The 19,673-nt window shown below is 56.6% G+C and carries 20 protein-coding genes; 5 read left to right on the top strand and 15 right to left on the bottom strand.

Features of this window, described 5'->3' with window-relative positions:
* Window positions 1-54 precede the first annotated feature (54 nt).
* The 12 genes from argT to AC0IXH_RS01505 form a co-directional block, all read right to left on the bottom strand.
* A complete protein-coding gene (gene argT, locus AC0IXH_RS01560) occupies window positions 55-837 on the bottom strand; it encodes a lysine/arginine/ornithine ABC transporter substrate-binding protein ArgT (protein ID WP_013203119.1) in 783 nt (260 codons plus the stop codon).
* A 284-nt stretch (window positions 838-1,121) separates the two neighbouring features.
* Window positions 1,122-1,691 (bottom strand): UbiX family flavin prenyltransferase, encoded by a 570-nt coding sequence (locus AC0IXH_RS01555; RefSeq protein ID WP_013203120.1) that lies wholly within the window; start codon window positions 1,689-1,691, stop codon window positions 1,122-1,124.
* A gap of 109 nt (window positions 1,692-1,800) precedes the next feature.
* Window positions 1,801-3,318, bottom strand: coding sequence for an amidophosphoribosyltransferase (gene purF, locus AC0IXH_RS01550; RefSeq protein WP_013203121.1), 1,518 nt, complete (start codon window positions 3,316-3,318; stop codon window positions 1,801-1,803).
* 36 nt (window positions 3,319-3,354) lie between these two features.
* The gene (cvpA, locus tag AC0IXH_RS01545) at window positions 3,355-3,840 is read right to left on the bottom strand and encodes a colicin V production protein (protein ID WP_013203122.1); all 486 of its coding nucleotides are present in this window, start codon (window positions 3,838-3,840) and stop codon (window positions 3,355-3,357) included.
* A 291-nt stretch (window positions 3,841-4,131) separates the two neighbouring features.
* Complete coding sequence (gene dedD, locus AC0IXH_RS01540) at window positions 4,132-4,860, bottom strand: cell division protein DedD (RefSeq protein ID WP_053144315.1); 729 nt, start codon at window positions 4,858-4,860, stop codon at window positions 4,132-4,134.
* Window positions 4,850-6,112, bottom strand: a complete 1,263-nt coding sequence (gene folC / locus AC0IXH_RS01535; RefSeq protein ID WP_346594018.1) for a bifunctional tetrahydrofolate synthase/dihydrofolate synthase — start codon at window positions 6,110-6,112, stop codon at window positions 4,850-4,852. Before folC ends, dedD begins: the two co-directional genes overlap by 11 nt.
* A 64-nt stretch (window positions 6,113-6,176) precedes the next feature.
* Window positions 6,177-7,094 carry an acetyl-CoA carboxylase, carboxyltransferase subunit beta gene (gene accD / locus AC0IXH_RS01530; RefSeq protein WP_013203125.1) on the bottom strand — a complete coding sequence of 306 codons (918 nt, stop codon included), beginning with the start codon at window positions 7,092-7,094 and terminating at the stop codon, window positions 6,177-6,179.
* A gap of 146 nt (window positions 7,095-7,240) precedes the next feature.
* Complete coding sequence (locus tag AC0IXH_RS01525) at window positions 7,241-7,903, bottom strand: DedA family protein (protein ID WP_013203126.1); 663 nt, start codon at window positions 7,901-7,903, stop codon at window positions 7,241-7,243.
* Window positions 7,904-7,933: 30 nt separating this feature from the next.
* On the bottom strand, window positions 7,934-8,749 hold the full coding sequence (gene truA, locus AC0IXH_RS01520) for a tRNA pseudouridine(38-40) synthase TruA (RefSeq protein ID WP_013203127.1): 816 nt from the start codon (window positions 8,747-8,749) through the stop codon (window positions 7,934-7,936).
* Complete coding sequence (locus AC0IXH_RS01515; protein WP_471719843.1) at window positions 8,749-9,759, bottom strand: aspartate-semialdehyde dehydrogenase; 1,011 nt, start codon at window positions 9,757-9,759, stop codon at window positions 8,749-8,751. Before AC0IXH_RS01515 ends, truA begins: the two co-directional genes overlap by 1 nt.
* 89 nt (window positions 9,760-9,848) lie before the next feature.
* Window positions 9,849-10,985: a 4-phosphoerythronate dehydrogenase PdxB gene (pdxB, locus tag AC0IXH_RS01510; protein WP_346566492.1), complete on the bottom strand. Its 1,137-nt coding sequence runs from the start codon at window positions 10,983-10,985 to the stop codon at window positions 9,849-9,851.
* Between the two features lie 78 nt (window positions 10,986-11,063).
* A complete protein-coding gene (locus tag AC0IXH_RS01505; RefSeq protein WP_471719842.1) occupies window positions 11,064-11,864 on the bottom strand; it encodes an AraC family transcriptional regulator in 801 nt (266 codons plus the stop codon).
* Between the two features lie 99 nt (window positions 11,865-11,963).
* Here AC0IXH_RS01505 and AC0IXH_RS01500 point away from each other — a divergent pair, with 99 nt between their 5' ends.
* The gene (locus tag AC0IXH_RS01500; protein ID WP_471719841.1) at window positions 11,964-12,878 is read left to right on the top strand and encodes a DMT family transporter; all 915 of its coding nucleotides are present in this window, start codon (window positions 11,964-11,966) and stop codon (window positions 12,876-12,878) included.
* Here the strand turns inward: AC0IXH_RS01500 and AC0IXH_RS01495 are convergent.
* Window positions 12,766-14,235 (bottom strand): sensor histidine kinase N-terminal domain-containing protein, encoded by a 1,470-nt coding sequence (locus AC0IXH_RS01495; protein WP_471719840.1) that lies wholly within the window; start codon window positions 14,233-14,235, stop codon window positions 12,766-12,768. The two genes, AC0IXH_RS01500 and AC0IXH_RS01495, sit on opposite strands and share 113 nt — an antisense overlap.
* Window positions 14,232-14,897, bottom strand: coding sequence for a transcriptional regulator TctD (gene tctD, locus AC0IXH_RS01490; RefSeq protein WP_471719839.1), 666 nt, complete (start codon window positions 14,895-14,897; stop codon window positions 14,232-14,234). Before tctD ends, AC0IXH_RS01495 begins: the two co-directional genes overlap by 4 nt.
* Before the next feature lie 118 nt (window positions 14,898-15,015).
* Here tctD and AC0IXH_RS01485 point away from each other — a divergent pair, with 118 nt between their 5' ends.
* The 4 genes from AC0IXH_RS01485 to flk all read left to right on the top strand — a co-directional run bounded on the left by AC0IXH_RS01485 (window position 15,016) and on the right by flk (window position 19,162).
* On the top strand, window positions 15,016-15,999 hold the full coding sequence (locus tag AC0IXH_RS01485; RefSeq protein WP_206403890.1) for a Bug family tripartite tricarboxylate transporter substrate binding protein: 984 nt from the start codon (window positions 15,016-15,018) through the stop codon (window positions 15,997-15,999).
* A 12-nt stretch (window positions 16,000-16,011) separates the two neighbouring features.
* Window positions 16,012-16,443: a tripartite tricarboxylate transporter TctB family protein gene (locus AC0IXH_RS01480; RefSeq protein WP_424693727.1), complete on the top strand. Its 432-nt coding sequence runs from the start codon at window positions 16,012-16,014 to the stop codon at window positions 16,441-16,443.
* 10 nt (window positions 16,444-16,453) lie between these two features.
* A complete protein-coding gene (locus AC0IXH_RS01475) occupies window positions 16,454-17,959 on the top strand; it encodes a tripartite tricarboxylate transporter permease (RefSeq protein ID WP_471719838.1) in 1,506 nt (501 codons plus the stop codon).
* A gap of 165 nt (window positions 17,960-18,124) precedes the next feature.
* Entirely contained in the window at window positions 18,125-19,162 is a 1,038-nt protein-coding gene (gene flk / locus AC0IXH_RS01470) for a flagella biosynthesis regulator Flk (protein ID WP_013203132.1), read from the top strand.
* A 3-nt stretch (window positions 19,163-19,165) separates the two neighbouring features.
* Here flk and AC0IXH_RS01465 read toward each other — a convergent pair whose 3' ends face one another.
* Complete coding sequence (locus AC0IXH_RS01465; protein WP_013203133.1) at window positions 19,166-19,615, bottom strand: rhodanese-like domain-containing protein; 450 nt, start codon at window positions 19,613-19,615, stop codon at window positions 19,166-19,168.
* Window positions 19,616-19,673: the final 58 nt, after the last annotated feature.

Here is a 19,673-nt window from a genome sequence, read left to right as displayed (position 1 = left end):
GTACAAAACAGGGGCCGCAGTCTACCGACTGTCGGCCCCCATGACAGGTTTTACTTAACCGCCGTACACGTCAAAGTCGAAATATTTTTTCGCTAACTTATCGTAGGTTCCATCTTTACGCATGGAATCGAACGCTTTATCGATCGCGGCTTTCAGGTCGGCATCATCTTTACGCATGCCCATCCCGGTACCCACACCGAAGATTTTCTCGTCTTTTACTGCCGGACCTGCAAAGGCAAAGCCCTTACCGGCAGGCTGCTTCAGGAAGCCTTCGCTGGCGGCAACTTCATCCTGGAAGGCGGCATCGATACGTCCCGCGGTCAGATCCTGATACACCAGGTCCTGGTTCGCGTAAGGGGTAACGGTGATGCCTTTTGGACGCCAGTTTTCGTTGGCGTACGTTTCCTGCGTGGTGCCCTGCAGCAGACCGATGGTTTTGCCTTTCAGCGAATCCAGCGTCGGCATGATTTTCGAGCCTTTCGGCGCGATCAGACGGGCGTTAGCTGCGTACAGTTTTTCCGAGAAAGCGATTTCCATCTGACGCTTTTCGGTAATTGAGAGCGAGGAGATGATGGCATCAATTTTTTTCGCTTTCAGAGAGGGGATCAAAGCATCGAAATCACTTTCCACGTAGGTACATTTGGTCTCCATACGCTTACAGATCTCATTCGCCAGATCGATATCGAAGCCAACCAGTTGCCCCTGAGCGTTTTTAGACTCAAACGGAGCATAGGTCGGATCGGTGCCGATGCGCAGCGTTTTCGGCGCAGCAGCAAACGCGCTGCTTGCGCTGGAGAGAGCCAGCAGCAGAGAAAGAGCCAGGACCTGCTTTTTCATAGATTACCCTCGAAGATGATTTTTTATTATGTCAGTCGTGATGTTGTTAGCGCAGTTGGAACAGTTGTCTTTTGCAGATTTCATGCCAGTTTTGTGCTGCCCTGCCCCATTGCTGCGCAATCAGCGCGTTTCGCCTGTTGGCGGCGTAAACGCCTTGATTGTGGGGAAATATATAACAGGTTTGTACATTCGAGGTGGTAACAATGTTGCATTTTGGTGCACTCAATGCACGAAATGCGATTCAGCACCAATTAAAGCACCATGATGGTGCATAGCAGGCGGCTTTATGCACCCTGCCAGCGCGTAAACAGATCTTTATCGAGCGTGATCTCGAACTGGTCGAGCACGCGATTGACGGTCTGATCGACGATATCCATGATGCTTTCAGGACGATGATAGAAGGCGGGGACCGGCGGCATAATGATCGCGCCAAGTTCGGCAGCGGTGGTCATCATCCGCAAATGGCCGACATGCAGTGGGGTTTCACGCACGCACAGCACCAGCCGGCGGCGCTCTTTTAACACCACATCGGCGGCGCGGGTCAACAGGCCGTCGGAGTAGCTGTGCACAATGCCCGAGAGGGTTTTCATTGAGCATGGCAGAATGGCCATGCCGTCGGTTTTATAGGAACCGGAGGAGATGCTGGCGGCAATGTCGCGCACGTCATGGACCACATCGGCCATCGCCTGCACGTCACGTACCGAATAATCACTTTCCAGTGCCAGCGTCTGGCGTGCAGCCGCGCTCATCACCAGATGGGTTTCCACCCCGCTGACCTGCTGCAAAATCTGCAGCGCACGGACGCCATAAATGACGCCGCTGGCACCTGAGATGCCAATAATAAGTCGTTTCATAAATATCCTGCGGGGGTAGCTAAAGACTGAAGTATGCCATCTGCGACGCTAAAATAGAAATGGGCCGGAATCTCTTCCGGCCCATCTGACCTGCCACACCACTCAGGGATTAACCTTCGTTGTGCATTTCCAGGTTTTCCACTTCGTTAACGCGCGCCATCGCTTTGGCATCATCGTTACGCAGCGACTGGAGGTACTCCAGATATTGCTGATCGACATCTTTGGTCACGTAGATCCCGTTGAACACCGAGCACTCGAACTGCGCGATATCCGGGTTTTCTTCTTTGACCGCTTCGATCAGATCGTCCAGGTCCTGGAAGATCAGGCCATCAGCTCCAATCAGCTGACGGATCTCTTCCACTTCACGGCCATGGGCAATCAGCTCCGTTGCGCTCGGCATATCAATGCCGTACACGTTCGGGAAACGGATTTCCGGTGCCGCGGAAGCCAGATAGACTTTCTTCGCACCCGCTTCACGGGCCATCTCGATGATCTGCTCACAGGTGGTGCCGCGAACAATGGAGTCATCGACCAGCAGCACGTTTTTACCACGGAACTCAGCACGGTTCGCGTTCAGCTTGCGGCGAACCGCGCTGCGGCGCTGGTGCTGACCCGGCATGATAAAAGTACGGCCGACGTAGCGGTTTTTCACAAACCCCTGACGGTATGGCTTGTCCAGAATGCGGGCCATCTCCAGCGCGATATCGCAGGAGGTTTCCGGGATTGGAATGACCACGTCAATGTCCAGGTCTTCCCACTCACGGGCGATTTTCTCACCCAGCTTGGTGCCCATGCGAACGCGGGCGCTGTAGACGGAAATTTTGTCCAGGAACGAGTCCGGGCGGGCAAAATAGACGTACTCAAACAGGCACGGATTGCATTTCGGATTCTCTGCACACTGACGCGTGAACAGCTGACCTTTCTCGGTGACATAAACCGCTTCGCCCGGCGCAACATCACGCAGGAATTCGAAGCCGAGCGTATCCAGCGCCACGCTTTCAGAGGCAACCATATACTCATGGCGACCGTCTTTCATGCCACGCTTGCCAATCACCAACGGACGGATGCCGTTAGGATCGCGGAACGCGACCATGCCATGGCCGATGATCATCGACACGCAGGCATACGCGCCACGAACGTGCTGATGAACCGCTGCCACAGCGGCAAAAATATTGTCTGCTTCCAGCGGGAAGTGCTGAAAACGATCCAGCTCCTGAGCAAAGATATTGAGCAGGATTTCAGAATCTGATGTGGTGTTAACGTGACGACGACCGCTTTCGAACAGCTGCTTACGCAGTTCGTGCGCGTTGGTCAGGTTACCGTTGTGCGCAAGCGTAATGCCGTAAGGCGAGTTCACGTAGAAAGGCTGCGCTTCGGAAGCACTGGAGCTTCCCGCAGTTGGGTAACGGACGTGACCGATGCCCATATTGCCTTGCATACGCTGCATATGGCGGGCTTCAAATACATCGCTAACCAGGCCGTTTGCTTTACGCAGGCGGAAGCAATTCAATGCATCAATGGTTACGATGCCTGCGGCATCCTGCCCACGGTGCTGGAGCACCGTTAACGCGTCATAAATCGACTGGTTGACCGGCATAAATCCGGCGATCCCGACAATACCGCACATGTGGTTATTTCCTCATAAGCCGCAACCCAGGTTCTATTACCGGGGCAAAAAACTCGACGTGCTTTTCAGGTAGTCAAAAAACCACCTGATGATGTAACTGAACTGGGGAACCAGCTGAGACTGTTGCCAGTCCGGACTTTTGGAAAATCCAGTGAATGTATCGAGGAAAAACAGAATGGCTGAGACTATCAGCACGCCACGTAATGCCCCGAAACAGACTCCCAACACTCTGTCGGTACCCGACAGGCCGGTTTTTTCAACCAGCGACCCAATAACGAAGTTGACGATAGCCCCGACTAACAGCGTGGCAACGAACAACACCGCAATGGCGATCCCATTTCGAACCAGTTCGTCTTCAAAACCGGTGAACCAGACCGCGAGGAAGGAGTAGTAATGACTGGCGACAAAAAATGCGCAACCCCAGGTGACGAGTGATAATGCTTCCCGAACGAACCCACGGATCAGGCTGACAAGAGCCGAAAAACTAATAACCGCAATAATGACGTAATCTATCCAGACCATGAACTCTTCCAGCGACTGTGCCCCTGCATCCAGTTCGGGGCGAATTCTAACAGAAAAAGAAAACGTTTGCGTAGGGTTTTCCTTTGCCAGTTTAATTAAAACAATTTGCTAAAAAAACCAGCAATCATGCGCGCTGGCGGCTATCCGACCTTGTCGGACAGCCCGGTACTGCAATCTTTTGATTTGCATCGGGTAAGCCGCCCAAAAGGCGGTTTTACCCGAGTGAAGCGCCTGGCCGAAAACGGCCGTTGGCAAGGCGCAGACTCTTACAGTAATAGCGACAGGCTAACGTTAGCGAGCGCTATATGGTTTCACCACGCCGCCCAATCCTGATATGCCTTTCAGCTCTGAGATTGATGCCTGCATTTTCGCTTTCGACGCGTCCGGCCCGACATAAATACGGGTGATTTCGCCCTGAACCGGCGTGGAAGGCACGGTAAAGGCGCGATAACCGGAAAGACGCAGCTGGGCGACAACCTGGTTCACCTTGCTGGCATTCTTCAGTGCGCCGAGCTGAACGACGTAAGCCTGACCGGTTGGTGCGCTCTCCGGCTCGGCGGCCTGAGGTGCAGGTTCTGGCTTCGGCTCTGGCTTCGGTTCGGCCTTCGGCTGTGCTTTCGGTTTCTCAACCGGTTTTTCAACCGGCTTCGGCTTCGGTTTTTCCACCGGCTTCGGCTGCTGTACCGGCTTAGACTCGACCATCGGCGGCGGGGAAATCACGCTGGGCTTATTGACGGATTTTGGCGCGGTTGAGCCACTTTCAGCCTGCGAGGTATTGCCCGGCGTTTTGCCTTCCACCGCCGTGGCTGCACCTTCCGGCGGCTGCGAAGGTAAAGACTGCGTTACCGGAGGAACCAGATCGTTCTCCTGCTGGTCGCCCGGTTTAGGCACCAGCGGGATCGCGGCAAACTCTTCTTTATAGTGCTTCTTCTTGCCGTCGAGCAGGCCTGGCAGAATGATGACACCCAGTGCAACTATTATGACGGTCCCGACTAAACGGTTCTGAAACTTACTGGCCACTGCCGTTCTCCGTTTCCCTCGTTTCCATAACCTGTGCCACGGTGTGGAACGATCCGCACACCAGCACAATATCCTGCGCTTCAGCCTGTTGCAGCGCCTGGCGATAAGCATCGGCCACGCTGGTAAAGGTCTGCGCTGTCGGCAAATGGGCCTTCAGCTGTTCAGCGCTGGCACCGCGCGGGCCGTCCAGCGGCGCGCAATACCAGTAATCCACTTCAGGTTGCAGACAGGCCAGCGTACCGGCAATGTCTTTGTCATGCAGCATACCGACCACCGCGTGAACCTTGCCGCTTTTTGGCAGTTCACTGAGTCGACCCGCCAGATAGCTGGCCGCATGCGGATTGTGCGCCACGTCCAGGATCACCCTCGGTGACTCGGCGACCGTCTGAAAACGGCCTGGCAGAATCGCCTTGTCCAGCCATTGGTAGATGATTGCATCATCCACCTGCAGCGAGGAACAGCGCAACGCAGCCAGCGCGGTGGCAGCATTAGGCATCGGCACCTGCGGCAGAGGCAGTGCGCTTAGCGTGCCCTGCGCATCGCTAAATGACCAGCTGCCCTCTTCCGCGGTGTAAGACCAGTCACGGCCGCGCTTCAGCAGCTGCGCGCCGAGATTATCGGCCACTTCGGCGATGGTGTACGGCATATCAGGTTCACCAACTACCGCCGGTTTACCGCCACGGAACACGCCGGCTTTCTCGCGACCGATGCTTTCACGATCCGGACCCAGCCAGTCGGTGTGATCCAGCGCGATACTGGTCACCACCGCGACGTCGGCATCGACGATATTGGTGGCATCCAGTCGACCGCCCAACCCAACTTCGAGGATCACCACATCCAGCTTAGCGCGTTTAAACAGCCACAAAGCGGAGAGCGTCCCGAATTCAAAGTAGGTCAGTGAAGTGTCGCCCCGTCCGGCGTCGATATCCGCAAACGACGCGGTGTGATCGGCTTCGGGCAGCTCTTCGCCCTGAATGCGCACCCGTTCGGTATAGCGCAGCAGATGCGGGGAGCTGAACACGCCGACGCGATAGCCTGCGGCCATCAGCAGCGTTTCAAGGGTTCGACAGGTGGTGCCTTTGCCGTTGGTCCCGGCGACGGTGAAAACCACGGGAGCAGGCGTTAACAGGTCGAGCGACGTAGCCACGCGATGGACGCGTGTCAGCCCGAGTTCGATAGCTTGAGTATGGAGATTCTCAAGATAATGAAGCCACGTGACCAAAGGTGACGTGGCTTGAGGAAGATTATCCATTTGTCCCGTTCACAACGTTACGGTTCATTGGTAAAAGGGGCTGTGCGCCCCTTTCAATCGTTGATCAGGCCTCATGGCCCTGCGACGCGTCTTCGTCCTGGACCGCTTCTTTATGCGTATCTTCCACTGGCGCAGGGATATTCATCATCTTCGCCAGAATGCTGGCCAGCTTGAAGCGCATCACCGGACGGCGAACGATCATATCGATAGCGCCCTTCTCGATCAGGAACTCACTGCGCTGGAAGCCTGGTGGCAGTTTCTCACGCACGGTCTGTTCGATAACGCGTGGACCGGCAAAGCCAATCAGCGCTTTAGGTTCAGCAATGTTCAGATCGCCCAGCATCGCGAAGCTGGCAGACACGCCACCCATGGTTGGGTCAGTCAGTACCGAAATGTACGGCAGACCGCGTTCCTGCATTTTCGCCAGCGCGGCGCTGGTTTTTGCCATCTGCATCAGCGACATCAGCGCTTCCTGCATACGGGCACCGCCGGAAGCGGAGAAGCAGATCATCGGGCAGTTGTCTTCCAGCGCCTGTTCAACCGCACGAACGAAACGCGCGCCAACAACAGAACCCATTGAGCCGCCCATAAAGGAGAACTCAAACGCAGCAGCCACGACCGGCATGCCGTGCAACGTCCCTTTCATCACGATCAGCGCGTCTTTTTCGTTGGTCTCTTTCTGAGCCGCAACCAGACGATCTTTATATTTCTTGGAGTCTTTGAACTTGAGCAGATCTTTCGGCTCGAGTTCGCTGCCCAGCTCTGTCATTGAGCCTTCGTCCAGCACGCTGTGCAGGCGGTCGCGACCATGCATACGCATGTGGTGATCGCATTTCGGGCAAACTTCCAGATTACGTTCCAGCTCGGCGCGGTACAGGACCTGGCCGCAGCTGTCGCATTTGGTCCAGACGCCTTCAGGAATACTGGCTTTACGCGATGGAGTGGTGGTGCTTTTATTGAGAATTCGTTCAATCCAGCTCATTGATGACCTTTCTGTTTGAACCTGGTGAAACCAGTTTTCTTTTTTCCACGCCGCAGGCAGCGCAGACCATAATGTCGCTCATTAAACCATAACCGCCCGATGCTGTGGATAAAAATCTGGTATCCGGGCGGCAGTTTAGCGATGTATTACTGCGATTTTTGCTGCTTTGCTGCCCGACGGTGACGCCAGACTTCAATCACACCCGGCAGAATCGACAGGACGATTATTGCCACGATCAGCAGCTTCAGATTCTCCTGCACAACCGGCAAATCACCAAACAGGTAACCCGCGTAGGAGAATAGCAGCACCCAAAGCAACCCGCCCGAGATGTTATACAGGGCAAAGTGGCGATAGGACATTTTTCCCATACCGGCGACAAACGGCGCAAATGTCCGGACGATCGGCACGAAGCGCGCAAGAATAATCGTTTTCCCGCCGTGACGCTCGTAAAATTGATGGGTTTTATCGAGGTGGCTGCGACGGAAGATTTTCGAGTTCGGGTTACTGAACAATTTATCGCCAAACAACCGGCCAATGGTGTAGTTCACCGCATCGCCGACGATAGCCGCCACGGCCATCAGCGCCACCATCACATGGATATTCAGATCGTTGGTCGGCAACGCCGCCAGCGCACCGGCGACAAACAGCAGCGAATCCCCAGGCAGGAATGGGGTCACCACCAGTCCGGTTTCACAGAACAGGATCAGGAACAAAATGGCATACACCCACATGCCGTACTGCGCCACCAGCTCCGCCAGATGGACATCAATATGCAGGATAAAGTCGACTACAAAACGAATCAGTTCCATACACCTTTCCTTAATTCGTAAGGCTTAAAATTAATCCTCGAGGAACAACGGTCCCATCGGCGGACGTGGTAATTCAAAATGGTCAGGATAATCGACTGACACCAGGTACAGTCCTTCAGCCCGGGCAGTCGCCGCCGCCAGCGTGCGATCTTTCGCTGCCAACAGCTCTGCTATCCAGCTTTCCTGCTGATTACCACAGCCTACTTCCATCAGGCTTCCGACAATATTGCGCACCATATGGTGGACAAAGGCGTTGGCTTTAATGTCCACGATCACGTAAGCGCCAAAGCGGCTGACGTTCAGGTGGAACACTCTGCGCCACGGCGTGCGGGACTGACACTGCACGGCGCGGAATGAGGTGAAATCATTTTCGCCCAACAGGCTCTGCCCGGCTCGCTGCATCCTTTCCACATCCAGAGGATGGTAAAAGTGCGTCACGCCGCCATGCAGAATGGCCGGACGCAAACGGCGGTTATAGATGACGTAACGGTAACGGCGTGCAGTGGCGCTGAAGCGGGCATGAAAATCGTCGCTGACCGGTTTTACCCAGCGCACCGCGATATCATCGGGCAAATTTGCATTCACCCCCAGCGTCCAGGCGGCATCTTTACGCAGCGAGGTGGTTTCAAAATGCACCACCTGACCGGTGCCGTGCACGCCCGCATCGGTGCGGCCGGCACAAAACACGCTGACCGGATGGTCTGCCACTTTCGACAACGCCTTTTCCAGCTTTTCCTGCACGCTGCGGACTTCCTGCTGCCGCTGCCAGCCATAATAGTGGCTGCCGTCATATTCAATGCCGAGCGCCAGCTTATGCGTTTGCTCCGGCAAGGCTGCTTCTGACATCAGTACATATACTCCTGAACCAGTTTCTCGGCCGTTTTCACCGCCATCAACGCGCCGCCGAAACGGACGTTGTCAGACACTGACCAGAACTGCAGCATTTCCGGCACGCCGTAATCGTTACGCACGCAGCCGATGCTCAGGTGATCGTTGCCGGAGGCATCGCCAACCTGAGTCGGGTAATCCGTTTCGTCAGACAGCGCGATATCTTCCGCCTGAAGCAGCACTTCGCGCACCTCTTCGGCGGACATCGGACGCAGGTTTTCCAGATGGATAATCTGCGCGTTACCGTAGAACACCGGCGCCTGCACGGTAGAAACCGAGACCGGCAATCCTTCGTCCTGCAGCACTTTGCGCACCTGCTCCACCAGACGACGCTCCTGCACCACGCTACCTTCCGCATCCGGCAGTAACGGCAACATGTTAAAGGCCAGCTGACGATCGAAGAAACCGGCTTCGACCGGCAGACCGTTCAGCAGACGGGCACTTTCACTGGCCAGGGAATCGACCGCGGCTTTGCCGTGTGCCGAGGCGGCAATCAGGCTGGTGACCTGAATGCGGCTTAAACCAGCCTGATCGACCAGCGGTTTGATGGCGCACAGCAGTTGGCTGGTCACGCTGTCCGCAACGCTGATGATATTGCGATTGCGGTAATCGCCGAGTACCTGCGGATTGACATCGGGCACCACCAGCGGCACATCCGGCTCCAGCGCGAACAGGTCGCTGCTGTCAATCACCAGGCAACCCGAGTTGGCCGCTTCTTCCGCATAGGTTGCGGAAGCTTCGCGTCCGGCGACAAAGAACGCCAGCTGCACCTGCGACCAGTCAAAATCTTTCGCATCCGTCACCAGCACGGATTTGCCATCAAAACGCAGAGTTTCGCCCGCGCTGCGTTCGCTGGCCAGCAAATGCAGTTCACCAACCGGGAACTGGCGTTCCGCCAGCAGTTCCAGTAAAGCTCGCCCTACTGCGCCTGTAGCGCCCAATAGCGCAATGTTCCAGCCGTCAGACATGTTGGTTAACTCCAGAAATGAAACAAAAAGAGAAGGCGGTGTTCACACCGCCCGCAGAATAAGACTATGGACTAAGGCTTATCCTAACCTTAGGTTGCCGGCTGAAAAACGGCGTTGAATCCGAGTTTTTTCAGCAACGCCGCGACCGGCTCCACGTCGCACTGCACCTGCAGTGACGACCATTCGCGACGTTCCAGATAATTCTTACGCAGGCGATCAAATTCGCCTGGGATTGCGGCCACGGCTCGCAGCGGCGCATCATCGCGGCGCACATCATACACCAGATGCACCAGTCTTTTTAGCGTTGGCTGATCCAGCTCGCCATGCAGGGTGATCTGGCCAAACTCAGGCGCCGGCAACAGGGTGTCCAGCGCCACCTGCTGGGGCTTGCCGAGGAACGCCGTCCAGGCTTCAAATACCTGCGTGGTGCCGCGCGCCTTGCCTTCCAGCGTATAGCCAGCAATGTGCGCGGTGGCGATGTCCACTTTAGCCAGCAGCGGCAGAGACAGCTCGGGTTCCGGCTCCCAGACGTCAAGGATTACGCTCAGATCGTCACGCTGTTCCAGCACCTTCAGCAGCGCGGCGTTATCAACAACCGGGCCACGACAGGCGTTAATAAGGATGGTGCCCGGCTTCAGCGCCTTCAGCAGCGCTTCGTCAGCAAGGTGCAGCGTTTTATAGTCACCCTGCTTATACAGCGGCGTATGGAAAGTCAGGATATCGGCGTCGGCCACCAGCGTGGAGAGCGGCAGAAACTCGCCGTCATCACCGCGATCGGCACGCGGCGGATCGCACAGCAGGGTTTTGATCCCTAACGCCTCAAGGCGAGCCTGCAAACGGCCACCCACGTTACCCACGCCGACGATACCGACCGTGCGGTCCTTCAGCAGGAAGCCGTCACGCTCCGCCAACAACAGCAGAGAAGAGAACACGTATTCCACCACGGCAATCGCATTGCAGCCAGGCGCCGCAGAGAAGGCAATGCCCTGCTCCTGCAGAAACGCCTCATCAATATGATCCGTACCGGCGGTGGCGGTACCGACAAATTTCACCGGTTTGCCGCTCAGCAGTTCCGCGTTCACTTTGGTGACGGAACGCACCATCAAACCATCCGCATCGTCCAGCTCGGCCTGCGGCACAGGACGGCCCGGCACGGCAACCACGGTTCCGGTGCGGCTGAACAGCTCGCGGGCGTAAGGCATATTTTCATCAACGAGGATTTTCACTATCGTGTTCCTGCTTGGGTCGGGTGGGGCAATATTCTGCCATAAACCCGCGGGCCGGATAACCCTCAGGTGCGGTGATTAGGATGTTGTCCGTTTACAAGGCCGTAATGCGTGGCGATAGCGCTCCGGCGTGGTGCCAGACTGCTGCTGAAACATGACAATCAATGCCGAGGCGGAGTTGTATCCCAGATCCAGTGCCGTCTCCTGCACGGTTTTTCCCTGTTCCAACAGCGAGATGGCATGCAGAAAGCGCAGGCGTTGCCGCCATTCGCTAAACGACATCCCCAGCTGTGCCTGGCAGCGCCGCGACAGCGTGCGCTCGGTGGTGAACACGCGCGTCGCCCATTGCGCCAGCGTGGTGTTATCCGCCGGATCCTGTTCTAACGCCAGCAATACCGGCGACAGGATTTTATCGTCGGAGGTCGGCAGATAACTCTCCTGCTCTTCTGCCAGCTTGAGCTGATCCAACAGTACCCCGCACAGTCGCCGATCTTCCTCACTGGCAGGCACCGAGACGGCGCGCTGCGCGAAGTCCTCCATGATCGCCTTAACGATCGGATTGACGTTCAGCAGGCAGGCGCTGGTGGGCAGGCCCGCGCAGAATTCCGCCGCCACGTTAAAGGTGTAGAAAAAGGCCTGTTTCGGATTAAAGCTGGTGTGTTCAATCCCGGGCGGGATCCAGATAGGGATCGCGGTGGGCGTCAGCAGGCGCTGTCCCGCCACCTGCATCTGCAATACGTTGCTCTGGACAAAAATCACCTGTCCCCAGACGTGCGTATGCGGCAAATATTCGGTATTGGCGTTGGCCTGCTCATAACGTAAGAAATAGTGCAGGCTGCTGGCATCCAGCGGGGCGGTATAGGTAATTTGCGCGTTCATTCTGTCCGGTCAGTAACGGTTATTGTCCGATATTCACTATCTGTCTTTAAAACGACAAGCGTACACTGTTTCCACTTGCTTCCCAACCGGGTTTTACCAATGAATTTTCTGTTTCCCCTGCTGGCCGTGCTGATTTGGTCAGTGAACGCCATCGTCAGCAAAGTGTCGGCTGGCGCGATCGATCCTGCGGCGATCTCCTTTTATCGCTGGCTGCTGGCGTTGCTGACCCTGACGCCCTTTGTGCTGCCTTCCGTCTGGCGTAACCGTCAGCAGATCCTCAAGGTGTGGTGGAAACTATTGATCCTTGGCCTGCTGGGCATGGTGCTGTATCAGAGCCTGGCCTATTACGCCGCGCACAGCGTGACCGCGCTGTTTATGGGTATCCTCAATGCGCTGATCCCGCTGTTAACGGTGTTAATCAGTATTGTGCTGCTGCGGGTGGCGCCAACGGTGGGTATCGTTATCGGCAGCCTGCTGTCGTTTGGCGGTCTGGTGTGGTTGGTCAGCCAGGGGCATCCGCAACAGTTACTGTCGCACGGCATGGGCCAGGGCGAACTGATGATGTTCGCCGCCTCGACCTCCTATGCGCTGTACGGCGTGCTGACCAAACGCTGGGCGATCCCACTGCCCAACTGGCAGAGTTTGTATGTGCAGATTTTGTTTGGCGTGCTGATGCTGTTACCGAACTTTCTGATGGCGAAAGACGTTTCGCTCAACCTGCACAATATTCCGCTGGTGCTGTTTGCCGGTCTGTTCGCTTCAATTCTCGCCCCTTTCCTGTGGATCCACGGCGTGATGCGGATGGGTGCCAACACCGCGACCATCTTTATGAATCTTGCGCCGATCTTTACCGCCATTATCGCCGTGCTGTTCCTGCATGAGCAGCTGCACAGCTATCATTTTATCGGCGGTGGCGTAACCTTGCTTGGGGTGATCTTGGCACAGCGTCTTCGAACCCCTCTGCGTTTGAAGAAAGTACCAGCGGTCGATCCTGCACTGAAAAAAGCAGACTAACCTGCAAACCACCCAACGCCGGACTGCCCCGGAGTTCGGCGTGGGTGCCATGCCAGTCGGCAATGTCTTTCACCAATGCCAGCCCAAGCCCCGCTCCGCCAACCGATGCCGCGCCTTCAAGGCGATTAAAGGGCTGCATCGCCTGTTGACGCTCGTCCACGGCAATCCCTTTGCCACTGTCCTCAATCTGCAGTTCTCCCCCGCGTACGCTTACCGTGACGGTGCCAGCAACAGGCGTGTATTTAATCGCGTTGTCGATCAGGTTGGCGCACAGCTCACTCAGCAATAGCGCATCGCCGCGCACCAGGCAACTCTCCTGCCCTTCATACCCCAAATCGATCTGTTTTGCCCTAGCCTGAGCGTAATGCGACAGGCAAGCCTCCTTCGCCAGTTCAGCCAGATCGACCGATTTGGAAGGCAGTTCTGACGTTTGATGCGCCCGCAAACGGGACAGCTGAAGCAACCGGTCAGTGAGCAGGATCGTCTCATCCAGCGTCACACGCATCCCTTCAAGACTCTCTTTCCAGCTTTCCGGTCGATCGCTTTTCAACGCCACCGCAACCTGCGTTTTCAGGATAGTCAGCGGTGTTCGCAGCTGGTGAGACGCATCAGCACTGAAGCGCTGCTGGCGAGCCATCATCTGGCGGAGTCGTTCAATATAGCGATTAACGGACAGGATCAGCGGCTGCATTTCAGCCCACGGAAGCACGGCTGGAAGCGGCGTTAAATCACCGGGATCGCGTCTCAGCATCAGGCTGGAAAGGCGTCTTAGCGGACGGAGAACTTTTTTCAGCATCCATGCCGCCAGCAGCAGCGTCATCAGCACCAGCGCGCCCTGGCTAAGCAGCGCCGTTTTCAACAGTTTTCCAGCAAATTCCTCCCGCGAGGTCAGGGTTTCTGCCACCAGAATCAAAGCCATTCCCTGTAATCGCGCATCGCTAATCGGTTGCCACAGCGCCGCCACCCGGATCGGCTGGTTACGGTAGGTCGCGTCATAAAAATGGACCAGTGCAGGATAGTTAACCGATCGCGGCGTACCGGCAGGCAAAGGGGGAATATCGTCATAACCAGAGAGTGTTTTTCCCTCTGGTGAAATCACCTGGTAGAATAGCTGGTCGTTCATATTGCGTTCAAAACTGTCCAGCACCACCCAGGGCACATCCACTTCCAGATGATCGTTTTTGACCCGCAGGCGTTCTGCCACGGTGCGGGCCGAAGCCAGTAAGGAGCGATCGTAGGCCTGAGTCGCCGCCTGAATGGCGCTGGCATAGTGGGTATAGACCGATAGTCCCCACAGCAGGATCAGTGGCAATCCCAGCCATAACAACAGCTGACGGCGCAGTGAAACTGGCCTCATAACTGGCATTCCAGGCTATAGCCTAAGCCCCGAAGGGTAACGATCGAGACGTTACTGCCAGAGAGTTTTTTCCTGACACGGTGGACATAAAGCTCGATGCTTTCCGGGCTGGCCTCGTCCGCCAGGGTGAAGGTTTGCTCGTAAAGCTGCTGACGTGAAACCGGTCGCCCCCGACGCTGCATCAGCGTGGTAAGCACGCTGGATTCGCGTGGAGTCAGCGCCAGCGGTTTCTCCTGCAGCTCGAAATACCCTTCATCGTGAAAAACCAGTTCGCCAAAGGTTTGGGCCTGCTGGCTCTGGCCATTACTGCGCCGGAGCAGAGCACGGATGCGGGCTTCCAGTTCTTCCAGCTCAAAGGGCTTACTCAGGTAATCATCCGCGCCCTGATTCAGGCCCCGCACGCGGTCAGCAACGCCTGTTCTTGCCGTCAGTAGCAGAACCGGCGTGCTCTGCCCTCGTTTGCGCATTCGCCCCAGCAGCGCCAGGCCATCCAGCCTGGGCAGCGAAATATCCAGCACCACCAGCGAGTACTGTTCTGTTTGCAGCACTTGATCTGCCGCCAGCCCATCGGCCAGCCAGTCTACGGCGAAGCCAGCCTGCGTTAAGGCTTTTTGTAACCAGCAAGCCAAATCGGCCGTGTCTTCTACCAGTAAGAGACGCATATCACATCCTGTCAGTTTTTCCGTCCATTGAAAGGTAAATGAAAGGTTAATGTTTTAACAATTCTATAACCCTCGATTTTCGGCGAGGCTCACACTCTGGAAGAAAAGAACGGAGCATATGATGAAAAAGTTCACCCGCACCGCCCTGGCCGGTGCTTTACTGGCCCTGGCCTCTCAAGCCACTTTTGCCGCTCAAGCCCCATCCCGAACCGAATGTATTGCCCCGGCTAAACCCGGCGGGGGTTTTGACCTGACCTGTAAGCTGCTGCAGGTCTCGCTGCAGGAAACCAAACAGATTGAGTCGCCAATGCGCGTGACCTACATGCCTGGCGGCGTGGGGGCGGTGGCCTATAACGCCATCGTTGCTCAGCGCCCTGCCGAAGCTGGCACCGTGGTGGCGTTTTCCGGCGGGTCTTTACTGAACCTTTCTCAAGGGAAATTTGGTCGCTACTCCGTAGATGACGTGAAGTGGCTGGCAGCCGTTGGCACCGATTACGGCATGGTAGCGGTGCGGGCAGACTCGCCGTACAAAAACCTGAAAGAGCTGATGGACGCCATGAAAACCGATCCGAACAAAGTGGTGGTTGGTGCAGGGGCTTCGATTGGTAGCCAGGACTGGATGAAAACCGCCTTGCTGGCCCGCGATGCCGGAATCGATCCGCGCAAAATGCGTTATGTGGCGTTCGAAGGCGGCGGCGAGCCGGTAACAGCCTTGCTGGGTAACCATATTCAGGTGGTTTCTGGCGACATGAGCGAGATGGTGCCGCATTTGCAGGGAGGAAAACTCCGCGTGCTGGCAGTGATGGCACCTGAGCGTTTGCCAGGCCAGCTGGCTGATGTCCCAACCGCCAAAGAACAGGGCTTCGATATCGTCTGGCCGGTGATCCGTGGCTTCTACCTTGGCCCGAAAGTGACCGATGCCGAATATCAGTGGTGGTCCGATGCGTTCAAGAAAATGGTCGCCACCGATGAGTTCAAAAAGCAGCGAGACATGCGTGGCCTGTTTGAGTTCAATATGTTTGGCCAGGAGCTGGACAGCTACGTGAAAAAACAGGTTGCCGATTACCGTGAGCAGGCCAAATCCTTTGGCCTGGCGAAGTAACAGGAGCACGCGATGAGCGATCGTATTTTTGCCAGCGCTTGGCTGCTGCTGTGCATCGGCGGGCTGATTGTCGGTTGGGGGATCACCAGCGAATACAGTTACGAGCCGGTTGGCCCTCGTCCGTTCCCGATGATTATCCTTGGGCTGATGGCGATTTGCGCCCTCTGTCTGCTGTTCCGCAAACCCGACACCATTCACTGGCCGAATCGCAACACCCTTAAGCGGCTGCTGGCGCTGATGGCCATGCTGATGGTCTATGGCTGGTTTTTTGAAAGCCTGGGCTTTCCGCTGATGACCACGCTGCTGACCTTTGGCATCGGCATGCTGTTCGGTGCGCGCTGGTGGGCTGCGGCGATCTCTGGTCTGGTTATGGGCGTCGCGCTGTTTTTCGCGTTTGACCGCCTGCTGGAAGTCACTTTACCGCTCGGCAGCTGGCTGAGCTAAAGGAAACCTGATGGAAACCTGGTCCTTTCTGATGCAGGGGTTTGCGGTCGCCATGACGCCAACCAACCTGATGATAGCCCTGGTCGGCTGTTTTATCGGCACCATCGTTGGCCTGCTGCCGGGCCTCGGCCCGATCAACGGCGTAGCCATTCTGATGCCGCTGGCTTTTGCCCTGCATCTGCCTGCCGAATCTGCCCTAATCCTGCTGGCGACGGTGTATATCGGCTGTGAGTATGGTGGCCGAATCTCCTCTATTTTGCTTAACGTTCCGGGGGATGCCGGCGCAATCATGACCGCGCTGGATGGCTACCCGATGGCTAAACAAGGACGAGCGGGCGTAGCGCTGTCTATCTCTGCGGTCAGTTCTTTTATCGGTTCAACTATCGCCATTCTGGGCATCATCCTGTTTGCGCCGATCCTGGCGAACTGGTCACTGGCGTTTGGTCCGGCGGAATACTTTGCGCTGATGGTCTTCGCCATTGCCTGCCTTGGCAGCATGATGAGCCAGAACCCGCTGAAATCGTTCCTCGCCGCTTTAATCGGGCTTGGCATGGCTACCGTTGGCGTGGACGCCAATACCGGTGTGTACCGCTTCACCTTCGGTAGCGTGCACCTCTCAGACGGCATTCAATTTGTGGTAGTGGTGATTGGCCTGTTCTCGGTGAGCGAAATTCTGCTGATGCTGGAATCCACCAGCGGTGGGCAGAAAGTGGTGCGTGCCAGCGGACGCATGATGTTCAACATGAAAGAAGCCGCCCAGTGTACCGGTGCCACACTGCGGTCTTCCTTCATTGGCTTCTTTGTCGGCGTATTACCTGGCGCGGGTGCCACTATTGCCAGTGCGATTGCCTATATGACAGAAAAGAAAATCAGCGGCGGGGAAACCTTCGGTACTGGGGACATCCGCGGCGTAGCAGCGCCAGAGGCAGCCAATAATGCCTCAGCCTGCGGCTCTTTCATTCCAATGTTGACATTAGGGATCCCGGGGTCGGGTACAACGGCGGTAATGGTCGGCGCGCTGACGCTGTATAACATCACGCCAGGCCCGGCAATGTTTACTGAACAACCCGATATTGTCTGGGGTCTGATTGCCGCGCTGTTGATTGGTAACGTGATGCTGTTAATCATGAATATCCCGATGATTAATATCTTCGCTCGCATGTTAACCATCCCGCTGTGGTTCCTGGTACCGACCATCGCCGCCATCTCAGCCGTGGGGGTTTATGCGGTACACAGCACCACCTTTGATCTGCTGTTGATGGTTGGGCTGGGGATCTTCGGTTATATCATGCGCAAGCTGGATTTCCCGATGTCGCCGCTGATCCTTGGCTTTGTGCTGGGTGAGATGCTGGAGCAAAACCTGCGTCGCGCGCTGTCGATCAGTAACGGCGGTCTGCCTATCCTGTGGGAGAGTCTGATCTGTAAAGTGCTGCTAGTGCTGGCCGTCTCCGTTCTGGTGGTGCCGTTCATCTGGAAGCGCTGGCGTCGCAGGCGTTTGCAGACCATTGCTGAGTAAAAAATGCAGGCCGGAGATTTCCGGCCTTTTCTTTGCCTGCGGCGTAAATTATTTCCCGCTGCCATGCCCTCGCCACTACCTATCACCGGGCGGGATTGTTATCATAGCCAATCATACTTTCTCCGGCGTGCCCCGGATGTTGACCTTTCAGTGAAGGATTTTGTCATGCAACCTCTTAGCGGCCCCGGTGCGCCGATCCCCGGCGACCGGACGACGGTCGATGCCAAACCTGGCACCACCCGCCCAGGCCCGGGAGATCAACCCTTATCACCCGCACAGCGCACCACGCTGGAAAGGCTGATCGTCAAAATCATGTCGCTGAGTTCGCTGAAGTCGCCTGAACTGTGGGCCGGAATGCGCCACGAAGTGGGAGTGAAAAACGATGCGGGTTTGCTGTCGCGCCATTTTCCGGCAGCGGAGCAGTTTCTCAATACGCGCCTGTCGCAGGTACAGAACACCCATGCAACCCGCCAGCTGTTCCAGCAGTTGACCGATCTGCTGCCGCAGGGAAATAACCGCCAGGCGGTCAGTGACTTTATCCGCCAGCAGTTTGGCCACACGGTGCTCAGCTCGCTGAACCCGGACCAGCTGCGGCAGGTGCTGACCATGTTGCAGAACGGCCAGATGGCCATTCCTCAACCGCAGCAGAGTCGCGTGTCCGATCGCACCCTGCTTCCGGCAGAGCATCACACCCTCAATCAGCAGATTTCCCGCCTGGCTGCCGCCACCGGCGAACAGCCGGTCAAGCTGTGGGCGTCGGCGATGAAGATGGTGAATTTGCACAGCGGCGATCCCATCCCGTCACGCCTTTATCCGCTGCTGACGCAATACCTGCAGGCGAGCCAGACGCTGAGCCAGCATCCGGCCCCGACCTTACCGATGCTGTTAGCCTCGCTAAAAGTGCCGCCGGACCATGCCGAGCAACGCCTGCTGGAAGATGCCAGCCAGCAACGTTTCCAGCAGCCACCGCTGGCGGTGCTGACCACCTCGCAGGCGCAGGATCTGATGAACCTGCTGTTTGCCCGTCGTGCGGAACGCCTGCGCGAGCAGCTGCTGCCGGACAGCGAAATCAACCCTCAGCCGATTGTCGCTCCGCTGTCTGGCAACCTGCCGCCCGTGCTGCAGCCGCTGGTCAATCGTCCGGTCTTCACCGCCTTTGCGGTGCTGGTGCTGATTGTTTTCCTGATGTGGATTTTCCTCTAGGCCTTAGCAGCCACAATCCTCAGGCATTGTCTGCGCAGGCCATTCGCCTGCGGCTTCTCCCTGCGTGACCGGATGCCGGTCACGCAGCCAGAAATCCAGCCCGCCGATTAACTCTTTCACCCGAAATCCCGCCGCCGCCAGCTTCCAGGCCCCCTTGGTCGATCCGTTACAGCCAATGCCATCACAATAGGTGACGTACACCTTGTCGCTGTTCAGCTGTGACAAGGTTTCCGCCGTCATCGTGCGGTGTGGAAAGCTGACTGCACCGCAGATATGTCCGGCCTGATACTGCTCAGCGGAGCGCGTATCCAGCACCACGATGTCGCTGATACCGCGCGCTAAATCCTGCGCCACATCCCAGGCATCGGCGTAATACGCCAGCTTATCCCTGAGCCACGCCTCGCTTGTCGCTGCTGAAGGTGGCGGAAACTGTAAAACGGCTGATTGAGACATGCTAACTCCTGAGCATTGGGTGAACGCTGATGATACGATGAATGGGCCTTAGCGATAG

The sequence above is a fragment of the Erwinia sp. AC075 genome (assembly GCF_979253995.1).
The sequence above is the reverse complement of the archived record's forward strand: the minus strand, read 5'-3'. Positions and strand labels throughout refer to the sequence as shown.